This window comes from Pedobacter sp. GQ55, from assembly GCF_059758925.1.
The window spans coordinates 601,261-614,500 of the sequence record NZ_JCAXEI010000002.1 but is presented as its reverse complement, the minus strand read 5'-3'; the positions used below and the strand labels follow the sequence as shown (position 1 = coordinate 614,500).

At 36.2% G+C, this 13,240-nt stretch carries 16 protein-coding genes; 11 read left to right on the top strand and 5 right to left on the bottom strand.

Translation table 11 applies throughout. The annotated features are described in order from the left end of the window. Window positions 1–78: 78 nt before the first annotated feature. A complete protein-coding gene (locus tag AC6CH7_RS07560) occupies window positions 79–408 on the bottom strand; it encodes a DUF3276 family protein (RefSeq protein ID WP_048906949.1) in 330 nt (109 codons plus the stop codon). Between the two features lie 69 nt (window positions 409–477). Continuing rightward, a complete protein-coding gene (locus AC6CH7_RS07555) occupies window positions 478–2,268 on the bottom strand; it encodes an ABC transporter ATP-binding protein (RefSeq protein ID WP_498262095.1) in 1,791 nt (596 codons plus the stop codon). A gap of 111 nt (window positions 2,269–2,379) precedes the next feature. Between AC6CH7_RS07555 and AC6CH7_RS07550 the strand changes: the two genes are divergently transcribed. The 9 genes from AC6CH7_RS07550 (at window position 2,380) to AC6CH7_RS07510 (ending at window position 8,471) form a co-directional block, all read left to right on the top strand. Further along, window positions 2,380–3,468 carry a Glu/Leu/Phe/Val family dehydrogenase gene (locus AC6CH7_RS07550; RefSeq protein WP_048906948.1) on the top strand — a complete coding sequence of 363 codons (1,089 nt, stop codon included), beginning with the start codon at window positions 2,380–2,382 and terminating at the stop codon, window positions 3,466–3,468. Window positions 3,469–3,558: 90 nt separating this feature from the next. Then, window positions 3,559–4,452, top strand: a complete 894-nt coding sequence (gene nusB / locus AC6CH7_RS07545; RefSeq protein WP_498262094.1) for a transcription antitermination factor NusB — start codon at window positions 3,559–3,561, stop codon at window positions 4,450–4,452. A 6-nt stretch (window positions 4,453–4,458) separates the two neighbouring features. Continuing rightward, a complete protein-coding gene (locus AC6CH7_RS07540) occupies window positions 4,459–4,929 on the top strand; it encodes a DUF1573 domain-containing protein (protein WP_498262093.1) in 471 nt (156 codons plus the stop codon). 22 nt (window positions 4,930–4,951) lie between these two features. Next, window positions 4,952–5,284: a preprotein translocase subunit YajC gene (gene yajC / locus AC6CH7_RS07535; RefSeq protein ID WP_172659592.1), complete on the top strand. Its 333-nt coding sequence runs from the start codon at window positions 4,952–4,954 to the stop codon at window positions 5,282–5,284. Window positions 5,285–5,367: 83 nt separating this feature from the next. Continuing rightward, a complete protein-coding gene (locus AC6CH7_RS07530; protein WP_498262092.1) occupies window positions 5,368–6,315 on the top strand; it encodes a CdaR family protein in 948 nt (315 codons plus the stop codon). Then, window positions 6,315–6,911, top strand: a complete 597-nt coding sequence (gene coaE / locus AC6CH7_RS07525) for a dephospho-CoA kinase (RefSeq protein WP_498262091.1) — start codon at window positions 6,315–6,317, stop codon at window positions 6,909–6,911. Before AC6CH7_RS07530 ends, coaE begins: the two co-directional genes overlap by 1 nt. Continuing rightward, entirely contained in the window at window positions 6,911–7,852 is a 942-nt protein-coding gene (locus AC6CH7_RS07520; RefSeq protein WP_498262090.1) for an exonuclease, read from the top strand. The genes coaE and AC6CH7_RS07520 overlap by 1 nt, the downstream gene beginning before the upstream one ends. After that, a complete protein-coding gene (locus AC6CH7_RS07515) occupies window positions 7,852–8,010 on the top strand; it encodes a C1orf53 family protein (protein ID WP_172659596.1) in 159 nt (52 codons plus the stop codon). Before AC6CH7_RS07520 ends, AC6CH7_RS07515 begins: the two co-directional genes overlap by 1 nt. Window positions 8,011–8,021: 11 nt before the next feature. Further along, window positions 8,022–8,471 carry a MarR family winged helix-turn-helix transcriptional regulator gene (locus AC6CH7_RS07510; protein WP_498262089.1) on the top strand — a complete coding sequence of 150 codons (450 nt, stop codon included), beginning with the start codon at window positions 8,022–8,024 and terminating at the stop codon, window positions 8,469–8,471. A 7-nt stretch (window positions 8,472–8,478) separates the two neighbouring features. Here the strand turns inward: AC6CH7_RS07510 and AC6CH7_RS07505 are convergent, their stop codons facing one another. Genes AC6CH7_RS07505 through AC6CH7_RS07495 form a run of 3 tightly spaced genes read right to left on the bottom strand, consistent with a single transcriptional unit; the run spans window position 8,479 to window position 10,495 of the window. Next, on the bottom strand, window positions 8,479–9,204 hold the full coding sequence (locus AC6CH7_RS07505; RefSeq protein ID WP_294872670.1) for a ZIP family metal transporter: 726 nt from the start codon (window positions 9,202–9,204) through the stop codon (window positions 8,479–8,481). Next, complete coding sequence (locus AC6CH7_RS07500; protein ID WP_498262088.1) at window positions 9,204–9,767, bottom strand: phosphatase PAP2 family protein; 564 nt, start codon at window positions 9,765–9,767, stop codon at window positions 9,204–9,206. Before AC6CH7_RS07500 ends, AC6CH7_RS07505 begins: the two co-directional genes overlap by 1 nt. Next, the gene (locus AC6CH7_RS07495; protein ID WP_498262087.1) at window positions 9,764–10,495 is read right to left on the bottom strand and encodes a class I SAM-dependent methyltransferase; all 732 of its coding nucleotides are present in this window, start codon (window positions 10,493–10,495) and stop codon (window positions 9,764–9,766) included. Before AC6CH7_RS07495 ends, AC6CH7_RS07500 begins: the two co-directional genes overlap by 4 nt. A gap of 198 nt (window positions 10,496–10,693) precedes the next feature. Here AC6CH7_RS07495 and glmM point away from each other — a divergent pair, with 198 nt between their 5' ends. Both glmM and AC6CH7_RS07485 read left to right on the top strand, forming a co-directional pair. Further along, entirely contained in the window at window positions 10,694–12,082 is a 1,389-nt protein-coding gene (gene glmM, locus AC6CH7_RS07490) for a phosphoglucosamine mutase (RefSeq protein ID WP_498262086.1), read from the top strand. 8 nt (window positions 12,083–12,090) lie between these two features. Then, window positions 12,091–13,239 (top strand): cysteine desulfurase family protein, encoded by a 1,149-nt coding sequence (locus tag AC6CH7_RS07485; RefSeq protein ID WP_498262085.1) that lies wholly within the window; start codon window positions 12,091–12,093, stop codon window positions 13,237–13,239. Window position 13,240: the final 1 nt, after the last annotated feature.

The following is a 13,240-nucleotide window of genomic DNA, read 5'->3' as shown; positions in this document are numbered from 1 at the left end:
AATTCATCAGTTTACAAGTTAACTGAATAAAAAACGCCCTGTTTGTTATTGCAAACAGGGCGTTTTTCTATTATTTTGTTAAAATGAAAAGTCGTCGTTTTGAACCCTTGTTCCAGCACCTTCGTGGTTCTCAGAGTATTCATAACGTTTTTCTACCACTTCCTGGTGACTTTTAATATAATCAACAGTTTCATTTAGTCCTTCAGCAAATTTCTCGAAATCCTCTTTGTATAAAAAGATTTTGTGTTTTACAAAAACACCATCTTCCAGTCTTTTTTTACTTTCGGTTAAGGTTAAGTAGTAATCTCCTGATCTTGTTGCTTTTACGTCGAAAAAATAAGTTCTTTTACCAGCTCTTACTTTCTTTGAAAAAACCTCTTCTCTCTCTTTGTTGTCAAATTCTCCCATGGTTGCTATAGCTCTTGGTTTTGGTTCGGGTAAATATAAAGGAATAATTACTAAAGTTCAAAATAGAAATTACACAGATTGACTTTCTTCTTCAAGTAATTGGTTCTGATACATTTCTGCATACGCACCACCTTTTTGTAATAACTGGTTATGAGTACCCTGCTCAATGATTTGACCATCATCAAGAACTAGAATTTTGTCGGCATTTTTTATAGTAGAAATCCGGTGAGCAATAAGAATGCTTGTCTTATCATTCATTATTCTACCTAAATTATTCAAAATCTCTTCTTCAGTTCTGGTATCAACAGCCGAAAGGCAATCGTCAAATATCAGGATCTTTGGTTCTTTGATCAGTGCACGGGCTATGGAAACACGTTGTTTCTGCCCACCAGACAAGGTGATTCCTCTTTCACCAAGCATAGTCTCAAATTTAAGCTCAAAATCGATAATGTTGTGATAAACGGCAGCATTCTTAGCAGCTGTTTCAACTTCATGATCATTAACCGTATCAAGACCAAAAGCGATGTTATTTTTGATGGTGTCAGAAAATAAAAACACTTCCTGAGGTACAAAACCTATCTGGTTACGATAATCTTGCAAATTAAGGTCTTTTAAGCTCTTGTCATCAATTATTATCTTCCCGCCGTCTACATCATACATCCGCATCAATAAATTAGCCAGCGTTGATTTTCCAGAACCTGTTCGGCCAATAATAGCCACGAACTGCCCTTGTTCAATTTCAAAGCTTACATTTTTTAAAGCTTCTATGCCGGTATCAGGATAAGTGAAACTTACATTCTCAAATCGGATATTTCCATTTATTGCTCTTTTTTCCTGGGTGTTAGAATTAATATCGGGCTTAAGCTGTAAAAATTCATTAATTCTTTTTTGCGATGCAGAAGCCCTTTGGATAAGAGTAGTTACCCAGCCAAGCATGGAAACAGGGAAGGTTAACTGATTAACATATACAATAAACTCTGCAATGTTTCCGGCTGTTATAGAACCATTAATCACCTGCTTTCCGCCCACATAAATGGTAAGAATAGTACTTAAGCCAACAAGCAGAAGCATGGTAGGGTAAAATAGTGCCTGCACTTTAACCAAACTCATGGCACTGTTCTTATAACCCTCACTCTCGGCCGCAAACACTTTTTTTGTATGTGTTTCACGAACATATGATTTTATGACCCTTATGCCCGAAAACCTTTCCTGTACAAAGCTAGACAGATTTGAAAGTTGCTCTTGTATTAGCTCGCTTTTCCGATTGATCATTGTGTTCACAAAATAAATTATGATAACCAGTGCCGGTAGTGGTAACAAACAAAAGATCGCCAGTGTGGCGTTAACAGAGAACATGGCGTAAATAACCAGTAAAAAGAGGACAGCCGTATTTATGGCGTACATAATTGCCGGCCCCACATACATCCTTACCCTATTCACATCTTCAGTGGCCCGGTTCATCAGGTCGCCTGTATTATTTCTACGATAAAAACCGAGACTTAGTTCCTGATAGTGTGCATAAATTTCGTTTTTCATATCATACTCAATGTGTCTCGACATAAGTATGATCGTTTGGCGCATAAAGAATAGAAACAGTCCCCTTAACAGGTAAAGCACCAAAACAAGTGCACCAAAGTATAGTAAACTGTAAGAGAAAATATCGTAAATAACCTCTCGGCGTTCAAATCCGTAAAACAAACCATAAATCTGGATGTTTTCGGTAATTAAATTGAACGCATGGCCGATAACCTGAGCTGGGATTACACCAAAAATATTTGATATAATCACGAAGAAAACTCCTGGAATAATCCACCATTTATATTTATAAAAGTACTTGTTTAAAAACCGGAGGTGTTTCATGAGGAGGTAAAGTTAGCCAAATGAAGATAAATTTTTTAAAGACTTTAGTTAAAACAATGTAAATAATGTTTTTTTGACTAGTTTTGCGGCTTATCTGATAAACAAAATTATATGTCTGGTAATAGTTCTATCGTAAATTCAGTTTTAGATCAAATTGGTGCCTCTGGGCATAAAAAGGTTGTTTATTGTAATGATCCCGATACCGGTTTAAAAGCGATTATTGCTATTCATGATACTACATTGGGCCCTGCAATAGGGGGAACAAGAATGTGGAATTATGCTACCGAAGCTGAAGCACTGGAAGATGTGCTCAGATTATCGAGGGCGATGACATATAAAGCGGCTATTACCGGCCTTAATTTAGGTGGAGGTAATGCTGTAATCATTGGCGATTCTTATAAAGGGAAATCAGAAGCTATGATGCGTAGCTATGGCCGATTTATCAAAAATCTAAACGGAGAATTTATTACTGCCGAAGATGTTGGTACCAATACAAGAGATATGGAATATATCCAAATGGAAACCAAACATGTTACAGGAGTTCCTGAGTCATTAGGAGGAGCAGGTAATCCGGCACCAACTACTGCAAAAGGGGTTTTTCTGGGTATTAAAGCCTGTGTTAAAGAAGTTTTTGGTACTGATATGCTTGCTGGTCGTTCAGTTGTGGTACAAGGCATAGGTAACGTTGGAGAGCACTTGGTAGAATTACTAAGGGCAGAAAATGTAGAGGTTTACATTAGCGACATCAATGAAGATCGTTTGCAACATGTAGCACGTACTTATAAGGCCAAACCAATTTCTGCAGATAAAATTTTTGGATTAAATGCCGATATTTATGCTCCATGTGCTCTTGGGGCCACTGTAAATTCAAAAACCATTGAAAAAATGAAGTTTGCAATTATTGCGGGTTCTGCCAACAACCAATTAGCTGATGAACAATTGCACGGTAAACTTTTGTTAGATAAAGGAATCTTATTTGCTCCTGATTATCTGATCAATGCCGGCGGTTTGATCAGTTGTTACTCTGAGCTTACAGGGTATGGAAAAAAACGTACAATGCAGCTTACAGAGAACATTTACAATGCTACACGCGATGTAATTAAAATGTCTAAAAAGGATAACATCCCGACAATATGGGCAGCTAACCGCATTGCAGAACAAAGAATAATAGATATAAAGAAAATAAAATCATCATTTTAATAAACAGGTAATTTACCACTCGTTCTTACATTCATGTTAAACAGAAGGCACTTAAGAATTAAAGCTTTGCAAAATATATTTGCTTGGCACATGACAGACAAAAGAGATTTAGCTTCAGCGAAGAAGGCTCTTATGCACAGTATTGATAATGTATATGAAATGTACATATGGATGCTTTCTCTTCTAGTAGAGGTTACGGAATATACCGGTGTTGATGCAATAGAACGTGCTAACAAGCACCTGCCTACTGCAGAAGACCTCAATCCGAACTTAAAATTGCAAAACAATAAGTTTGCGGTTACTTTAAAGAATAATCCGGATTTCGTTGCTGCTGTAAATAAATACAAAATCAACTGGATGTCAGATCCTGAATTTGTAAAAGCAATTTTCAACTCTTTGAAAGTTACCCCAGAATACACTGCTTATCTTGCAGATGAAGTAAATGATCTGGAAGAATCTAAAACCATTATCAAATACATCTTTAGAAAAATTATTCTTAAAAGCCATAATATTATACAGGCATTTGAAGATAAATTTATCAATTGGTCTGTTGATAAAGAGGTAATGCAGGGTATGGTTGCTAAAACCATCAAAAATTTTACATCAGAAGATGCATTTGCAAACAAGCTTACGCCTATTAGTCAGGATTGGGATGAGGATAGTAAATTTGTTGAAGATTTATTTATCTACACCCTTAGGAATGATAAAGATTATCAGGCGCTTATAGCAGAACGTACAAAGAACTGGGAGTCTGAGCGTATTGCTTTAATGGATACAATATTGATGAAGATGGCAATTTGTGAACTGCTAAACTTCCCCTCAATTCCGGTTAAGGTAACTATAAATGAATATCTGGATTTATCAAAAGATTACAGTACACCGAAAAGTAATTCATTTATTAACGGTATCTTGGATAAAATTATGGGAGACCTTAAAAGAACCAACAGCATTAAGAAAATTGGTCGCGGACTTATAGAAGAATAAAAATTTATGAAGAAAATTTTGTTATTGGCGGCAGTTGCTTTAACATTAGCATCATGCCAATCAAAAACTGACAAAAATGTTGATGCAGCTTCAGCTATTACAGACACTTCTGCAATTGCAGTGCGTGCTGATTCTGCTAAAGCGGAGGCAATCCGTCATACAGATGGACCAGTATTAACTTTTGAAACTAATAATTATTATTTCGGTAAAATAGAGAAAGGTGAAAAGGTCTCTTATAGTTTCAAATTCCGGAATACGGGCAAGATGCCGTTAATAATTACTGATGCTATTGCAACTTGCGGCTGTACCGTTCCTGAAATACCAAAAGCACCCATTAAACCAGGACAAGCAGGTGAGCTTAACGTTGTATTTAACAGCGCAGGTAAAATAGGCAGACAAGATAAAGTAGTTTCGGTTAAATCTAATGCACTAAACAGTGCAATTGAATTACACTTAACAGGAGAAATTAAAGAATAATATAAATTTATATAACAATAGTATGATATCAACAATAATATTGCAGGCAGCTGGTGGTAGCAGTATGCTAAGTACTTTAGTACCAATGGTGTTAATCATGGTGGTATTTTATTTTTTCATGATCAGACCACAGGTAAAAAAAGCCAAAGACCATAAAAAATTGGTTGAAGATTTAAAAAAAGGAGATAAAATAGTTACAACTGCTGGCATACATGGTAGAATTGTAGACATGAACGATACTACTTTCCTTATTGAAGTTGAAGGCGGTACAAAAATTCGTTTTGATAAAACTGCAATCTCTTTAGACGCAACAAAAGCAGCAGCTCCGAAAGCTGCAGAAGCTCCAAAGGCGTAGCCTAAATAATGTTTTTAAAGCCGCTTCTATCCGGAAGCGGCTTTTTTGTTTTATTTTTATCTAAGTTTGTTTACTTTACCATTATGCCGTTTATAAAGCTTACAAAAATAGAACGCAAACGCTTCCTGGTTTTAATTACCTGTTTATTATTGGCAATTGGAGCGTGGTTGTTAATGGCGTTAAATAATAAGTACGTTTACACGGCTAAGACAGTATTGGTTTATAAGAATTTTCCTCAAAAACGTGCTTTTCATGCGCTTCAGTCAGATACTGTTGATTTGCAGGTTGAAGGAACGGGATGGCAATTGTTGTTTGCACGCTTAAGGGTTAAACCTCAATCAATAGCCATCAATCTGGAAAAATTAAACAACCGTAATTTCATTCTTTTTTCTGAGCAATTGTTTAATGTTAACAGGCAGTTGGAAACTTCACAAAAGATAATTTCAGTAAAACCGGACACGCTTTATTTTGACTTTTCTGAAAGAACTGTTAAAAGAGTGCCAGTAAAATTGGTGTCTAATTTTAGTTTTGCAAAGCAATACGGTATCTCAGAAGATATTGAAATTACCCCTAAATATGTCACTTTATCAGGGCCTGAAGAGGAACTTAAAAAAATTAAAGATTGGCCAACCGACTCTTTAAAGCTTACGGACGCTCAAAATACAACTGTTTCAAGGATAGCTATGACGCAGAATAAAATGAAGAATGTAAGTATTTTTCCTACCAGTGCAGAGGTGAAAGTACCTATCGATGAGTTCACAGAAAAAACAATTGATCTGTCACTTAGAATCATAAATAATAAAGAGTATTATAGTATTAAACTATACCCGAAGAAGGTTAAAATTACTTTTTTGGTAGCCTTATCAAAATACCAGCAGATCAATGAGAACTTTATAGATGCTGTTGTAGATCTGGATGAATGGAGAGATCTAAAACACAATCAGCTAAGAGTTAAAATAACCCGCTTTCCGGATTATTGTAAATTGGTGAATATTGTTCCCGAGAAGATTGATTTTATAATTGAAAAATAATGTTAAAAGTAGGGATTACAGGAGGAATTGGTAGCGGGAAGACTACTATTTGCAGAATTTTTGAAACGCTGGGTATCCCGGTATTTTATGCCGATACCGTAGCTAAAGAAATTATGGTAAATGATGCCATTCTAATCCAAGGTGTTAAAGATACCTTTGGCAAAGAAAGCTATCTGCCTGGAAACATATTGAATAATAAGCATATCGCTGGTATTGTATTTAACGATGCGGGGAAGCTGGCAAAGTTAAACGCATTAGTTCACCCTGCAGTTTTTAGAGCATTCGATAGCTGGGCTATTCAATTATCTGAAAAGGTTCCCTATATACTTAAAGAAGCTGCTTTATTGTTTGAAAGTGGTTCTTACAAAATGTGCGATAAGAATATCCTTGTAACCGCACCATTAGAACTTAAACTAGACCGCGTAATGAAACGGGATGGGGTAACTGCCGATCAGGTTAAAGCAAGAATGGACAAGCAGTTTACCGACGAAAAGAAAATACAGATGGCTGATTACCTGATCAACAATAACGAAACAGATTCCCTTATTAATCAGGTAATGGATCTACATCAGCTGTTTCTCAATACCAAACCTTAATGATATTAGAAGATTTTATAGAGATCGATAAGACCGGTCTGTTTTGCAGGTATGGTAATTTTTATCTGGACCCAAAAGAAGCGGTAAAAAATGCAGTCATTTCGCATGCCCATGGCGATCATGCAGTTGGAGGTAATCACAACGTGTACTGTACTATGGCAACCTCATTATTTATGCATCATAGATACAAGAAGTTTGCAGGTGGAGAATTCAACATCATGGACTATCATCAAACTTTTGATGTGAATGGGGTTAAAGTAAGCTTTATTCCTGCAGGACATATTTTAGGCTCTGCTATGGTACTAATGGAGTACGAAGGTGTAAAGTATCTTTATACCGGCGATTATAAACTCCAACCCGATAAAACCTGTGAACCAGTGGAATTTGTAGAAGCAGATGTGTTGATAACTGAAACCACGTTTGCTGATCCGGAAACACAACACCCGATTGCCGAGGAAGAAATAATTAAGCTGAGCTCAACGACCAGTAATATTATGCTTGGGGCATACGCGTTAGGGAAATGCCAGCGTCTGATCAGTTTGATGAATGATTACTGTACAGAAAAAAGGATACTTGTGCACTATAGTATGTTGCCTTTTGTGAAAATATATGAGCAAATGGGAATAAATCTAGGTAAGTATGAGGTTTATGACCGTAAGGTAATGAAGAACAATCATACAAACATGGTTTATATGGTTCCTCCAATGGTTTTTAAGAGCTATTTTAAGGCAATTAACGTGATCAGGATATTTGCAACAGGTTGGAAACACCTTCAAAGTAACCATGAAATTCAATTGTACATATCAGATCATGCTGATTGGAATGATATAATTTTAACCATAGAAAAGGTAAAACCAAAGCAAGTTTGGACAAATCATGGCAATGGACAACATTTAAAGAAACATTACGAAAAAAGTTTGGTAGTGAAATTGCTTAACTGATGAAAGAAGGTGTAGATTATTACTTCAATGAAAATGGCTTTATGGTTTTTACAGAAGCTTATCACTTAAAACGTGGTTATTGCTGTAAAAATAAGTGCAAACATTGTCCATGGGGATTTGGAAAGCAAAAAATAAAAGCTACACCACCAAACAAATAAAGAACGGAAAGATGCAGTTGCAGAAAGAAACGCTTACTACAAAATTTGAGAGTATCCATCACCAGGCCATTGTAAACGTGTTGCATACCAGTAATTGGTGTACAGAGAAATTAAAGCAGACGATCCTACCTTTTGAGATTACTACTCAGCAGTTTAATATTTTAAGGATTTTGCGCGGGCAGAATCCTAATCCAGCCACCATAAATCTTCTGAAATCAAGAATGCTCGATAAAATGAGTGATACTTCAAGAATAGTGGATAGACTGGTGCAAAAAGAACTTGTTGTAAAAGAGTCAAACGCTGTAGATAAACGAGCCGTAGATATTAAAATAAGTGATAAAGGCCTGAAATTACTAGAACTGATGGATCAGCAAGTTAGTCTTTCTGTATTGATCTCATCAAATTTAACCGAACAAGAAGCCACAACATTAAATGATTTACTTGATAAAATGAGAGGCTAATGCTTTGTTAATGTGAATGAGCAGAGCTAAAATATCCAATTAATGCAATCGCTATACCACACAATACTGCAATCATTTTACGTTTTGATACTTTATGATCTACGCTCGATTCGAATAATATGGTAGTAGAAATATGTAAGAATATACCGATTACAATTCCCATAATCCTGTTGAAATAATTCTCAATACCGCCAATTGTCCCATTGCTAAGTCCGTAGCTTACATAAAATCCCAAGGGGGCCATTACAGCAAAAATCCCAATGTAAATAATGATATTACTCTTTTTAAATTGGTTTTGCATTAAAATACTGGCTAATGCAAAGGCAGCAGGGATGTGGTGAAGTGAAATCCCAAATATTAAGGCATTATGCTGATCTTTTGCCAAAGGCATTCCCTCCAGAAAGGCATGAAGGCAAAGACTAATCATAATTCCATAGGGAAATACCTGTGTTTCATGATGTTTGTGGATGTGACCATGCTCTACACCTTCAGAAAACTGCTCTAAAAATATCTGTAATAAGAAACCTATAAGAATAAATATTCCAATTTCCTGCGGATCAGAGCCACTGTATGCATCTGGAATTAAATGTAAAACAGTTATCGCAAATAAATAGGCACCACTAAAAGAGAGAATCAGTTTTAAAAGTTGGGATTTGTCGCTTTTAACTAAAAAAATGGCGGATCCTCCCAAAAATGCACTAAGAAATAGAATTAATACCTTCCAGATTTCCATTATAACTGTGGTTGTAGTTTTTTATAAATTTTTGATGTCAATAAGCCTATAAGCGTACCAAGTATTGCGCCTACCATGGTGTCAATAGGGTAGTGAACACCCACATAAATCTGAGAGAACGAAATAATAAATGCCCAGAAAAGTCCAATTGGTAGTATTGGCTTCCATCTGTCGTAAAATACAAAGATAAGAAATACAGCTATTGCAAAATGATTTGTAGCATGTGCAGAAGGGAAGCTATAACCACTTCCGCAAGGCACGCGATGAATGATGTCATTAGCCAGTGTTATTTCATTACAAGGTCTTATTCTTGCCACTGCAGGTTTAATAAGTCTTGATGAAACCATATCACCAATAGCAAAGGTGACAAGTAACATACCAATGATGTACCAGCCTTTCTTTTTATACTCAACAAATGAGAAAATAATAATGAATAAATATAATGGCGCCCAAAAATAACGATTACGCATTAAAGGAAGCAGCCAATCAAAAAATGGATTAGCGAGGCCTCTATGAATCTTAAGAAAAAGTTCTACATCAAATTGTTGTAAACTTTCTATCATGCTTTTTTGCAAATTAATATCAATCTGTCAGATTTGGTTTCATCAAATGGATCTAATCCATAACTGCCAAAGGTAGCTGCGATCTTTAATCCGCTTTTCTCAAACATACGTTCAAAATCTTGAAGAGTAAAAGCCTGTACACGTTCTTCGAACGCATAAGGTTTGTCTCTATGCTCAAAATTAATATGCTTAATAATTTTACCCTCGGCTACAAATTTATGCAGGTGGAATTCAATACCCTCTACGGTTTTTATCTCTTGCTGAGTGAGATTTTTAAGGATCTTTTGTGTATTGAAATAATCTATCACCAAAGTCCCATCTTCTTTTAAGCTTTTTCTGAACGCCTTCATGGCATTTATATGCTCCTTTTCCGTTTCAAAATAGCCGAAACTGGTAAATAGGTTCATTGCAATGTCAAAATAGTTGATAAAAGACAGTTTACGCATATCATGAACAAAGAAATGAAGGTTCTTTTGTTCAAATTGCTGGGCATATTTAATGCTTTGCTCTGATAAGTCAATTCCGGTTACATCATACCCTTTTTTATTAAGGTAAATTGAATGTCGGCCTCTTCCGCATGCGATATCTAAAATTCGGGAATTTACAGCTGGTTTCAGGTAAGCAGAAAGGTTATCAATTAAAAACTCTGCTTCGGCATCGTTACGCTGACTATATAGGATGTGATAGAAAGGAGAGTTAAACCAATATTGGAACCATTTTCGCTGCATAGAGCTTGTATTTTGATGTTTTAGAAAAAAAACAAACTTAGATAAAATTGTTATCATAAAACAATTTTATCGCTACCTCCTCCACGAAAATTTAAAATAGATCGCAAAGTAAATAAAGCGTAATTTTACGAATGCGTGGTGCTGCGTTAACCTGCTTTGCCTATTTTTTGTTATTTTTGGAAAAAAATAATCAACAAATTGACACTAATAAAATCTATTTCTGGAATAAGGGGGACAATCGGTGGTATTGCCGGTAATGGTTTAACCCCAATCGACATTGTAAAGTTCACTGCGGCCTATGGTTCATGGGTAATCAGTAAAACAAATAACAAAAGAATTGTCTTAGGCCGCGATGCCAGAATATCTGGCGAAATGGTTAATAACCTGGTTATCGGTACCTTGCAAGGCTTGGGTATTGAAGTAATAGACCTTGGTTTGTCTACCACCCCAACTGTTGAAATTGCTGTTCCAATGGAAAATGCAGGTGGTGGTATAATCTTAACAGCTAGCCACAATCCAAAACAGTGGAATGCATTGAAACTTCTTAATGAGAAAGGCGAATTTATTAGTGATGCAGATGGAAAGGATGTTCTGGAAATTGCGGAGAAATCTGAATTTGCATTTGCTGATGTTGATGATTTAGGTAAAGTGATAAGTAATGATACTTATTTGCAAAAGCATATTGACGTTATTCTTGCCCTGCCATTAGTGGATGTTGAAGCAATAAAAGCTGCCAATTTTAAAATTGCAATTGATTGTGTTAACTCAACAGGAGGTATATTTGTACCGGCTTTGTTAAACGCTTTAGGAGTTGAAACCGTTTATGAGTTGTATTGTGAACCTGATGGCCATTTCCCTCATAACCCTGAACCGCTTCCTGAAAACTTAACGGAAATCGCTAAAGTAGTACAGAGCAAAAATGCTGATCTGGGTATTGTTGTTGATCCTGATGTAGATCGTTTGTGCTTTGTTTGTGAAGATGGGTCTATGTTTGGTGAAGAATATACTTTAGTAGCGGTAGCAGATTATATCCTTAAAAATACACCGGGTAATTCAGTATCTAACTTATCTTCTACAAGAGCGCTCAGAGATGTTACCGAAAGTGCAGGAGGAACATATAACGCATCAGCAGTAGGTGAAGTTAATGTAGTTAACAAAATGAAAGCTACAAATGCAGTTATTGGCGGAGAGGGTAACGGAGGAATTATCTATCCTGAACTTCACTATGGTCGCGATGCTTTAGTTGGAATAGCATTGTTTTTAACTCATTTAGCTAAATTTGGCAAGTCTATTTCCCTGTTACGCAAAAGTTATCCTGAGTACTATATTTCTAAAAATAAAATCACATTAACTCCCGAAATGGATATTGACGCCTTGTTGGTAAAGGTTCAGGAGAAATATAAAAATCAGCCAAACAGTACAATAGATGGATTGAAAATTGAATTTGATAAGGAATGGGTACACCTTCGCAGATCAAACACAGAACCAATTATCCGTATCTATAGCGAGGCCGGATCTGAAACTGTAGCTGAAGGTTTAGCTGCAAAAATCATCTCCGACATCAAAGAAATATTAAAACTGAGCTAATGCAAAAAATGGAAAGAATTTATTTAGATAATGCCGCAACTACACCCCTGGATGCGGTAGTGATAGAGGAAATGGTTAAGGTGATGAATTCTTATTATGGTAATCCATCATCCATCCATGCCCAGGGACGTGAGGTACGCACATTAATTGAAAAGGCCAGAAAAACTGTTTCCGGGCTTTTAAATGCAACACCTGCAGAAATTTTCTTTACATCGGGAGGTACAGAGGCAGATAATACAGCCATCCGTTGCGGTATTGCTGCCTTTAATATAAAACATGCTATTACCTCTAAAATTGAGCACCACGCGGTAGAACATACACTTAATATGCTTTTAGAACAAGGCGTAATCGATAAGCTGAGCTTTGTTAATGTAGATGAAAAAGGTAATATCGACTATGACCATCTTGAAGAACTGCTTAAAAACAATGAACGTTCTTTTGTATCCTTAATGCATGCAAATAACGAATTGGGAACATTAACAGATATAGAAAGGGTAGGTGATATCTGCGAACAATACAATGCCATTTATCATTGTGATACTGTACAAACCATGGGACATTATGTGCACGACGTAAGAAAGCTGAAAGCTCATTTCATTGTTTGTGCTGCCCATAAATTACATGGTCCAAAAGGTGTTGGTTTCCTATACGTTAATCACGCTATAAAAATCAGTCCGATGATTTTTGGCGGTGCACAGGAACGCAATATGCGTGGTGGAACAGAAAATGTTTATGGTATTGTAGGCCTTGCAAAGGCTTTGCAAATAGCATATGCAGAAATGGAGGCACATCAACAGCATATGCAAGAATTAAAGACATATTTGAAGGATCGGTTAAGTAATGAAGTACCTGATCTCTTTTTTAATGGAGAGACTGAACCCCAAAAAAGTTTATATACGGTTTTAAACGTTTCTTTCCCAGCCATGGACATGGCTGATATGCTATTGTTTAATCTTGATATTAACGGCATTTCTGCATCAGGCGGTAGTGCTTGTTCATCAGGGTCTAATATTGGATCGCACGTGCTTACCGGTATAGCTGCCGATCCTAACCGCCCATCGGTAAGGTTCTCGTTCAGCAAATACAATACAAAAGAAGAACTAGATTTTGTTGTCGAGAAAGTGAAACAGATCGTGAATCAGAATGTGACTGCATAAT

Bases quoted from the DNA above. Each gene is read 5' to 3' on its own strand.
- AC6CH7_RS07550 (WP_048906948.1), top strand. From the start codon at position 2,380: ATGTCTGGTAATAGTTCTATCGTAAATTCAGTTTTAGATCAAATTGGT.
- AC6CH7_RS07530 (WP_498262092.1), top strand. From the start codon at position 5,368: ATGCCGTTTATAAAGCTTACAAAAATAGAACGCAAACGCTTCCTGGTT.
- coaE (WP_498262091.1), top strand. From the start codon at position 6,315: ATGTTAAAAGTAGGGATTACAGGAGGAATTGGTAGCGGGAAGACTACT.
- AC6CH7_RS07515 (WP_172659596.1), top strand. From the start codon at position 7,852: ATGAAAGAAGGTGTAGATTATTACTTCAATGAAAATGGCTTTATGGTT.
- AC6CH7_RS07500 (WP_498262088.1), bottom strand. From the start codon at position 9,767: ATGATAGAAAGTTTACAACAATTTGATGTAGAACTTTTTCTTAAGATT.
- nusB (WP_498262094.1), top strand. From the start codon at position 3,559: ATGACAGACAAAAGAGATTTAGCTTCAGCGAAGAAGGCTCTTATGCAC.
- AC6CH7_RS07510 (WP_498262089.1), top strand. From the start codon at position 8,022: ATGCAGTTGCAGAAAGAAACGCTTACTACAAAATTTGAGAGTATCCAT.
- AC6CH7_RS07540 (WP_498262093.1), top strand. From the start codon at position 4,459: ATGAAGAAAATTTTGTTATTGGCGGCAGTTGCTTTAACATTAGCATCA.
- AC6CH7_RS07560 (WP_048906949.1), bottom strand. From the start codon at position 408: ATGGGAGAATTTGACAACAAAGAGAGAGAAGAGGTTTTTTCAAAGAAA.
- AC6CH7_RS07505 (WP_294872670.1), bottom strand. From the start codon at position 9,204: ATGGAAATCTGGAAGGTATTAATTCTATTTCTTAGTGCATTTTTGGGA.
- AC6CH7_RS07520 (WP_498262090.1), top strand. From the start codon at position 6,911: ATGATATTAGAAGATTTTATAGAGATCGATAAGACCGGTCTGTTTTGC.
- yajC (WP_172659592.1), top strand. From the start codon at position 4,952: ATGATATCAACAATAATATTGCAGGCAGCTGGTGGTAGCAGTATGCTA.
- AC6CH7_RS07555 (WP_498262095.1), bottom strand. From the start codon at position 2,268: ATGAAACACCTCCGGTTTTTAAACAAGTACTTTTATAAATATAAATGG.
- AC6CH7_RS07485 (WP_498262085.1), top strand. From the start codon at position 12,091: ATGGAAAGAATTTATTTAGATAATGCCGCAACTACACCCCTGGATGCG.
- AC6CH7_RS07495 (WP_498262087.1), bottom strand. From the start codon at position 10,495: ATGCAGCGAAAATGGTTCCAATATTGGTTTAACTCTCCTTTCTATCAC.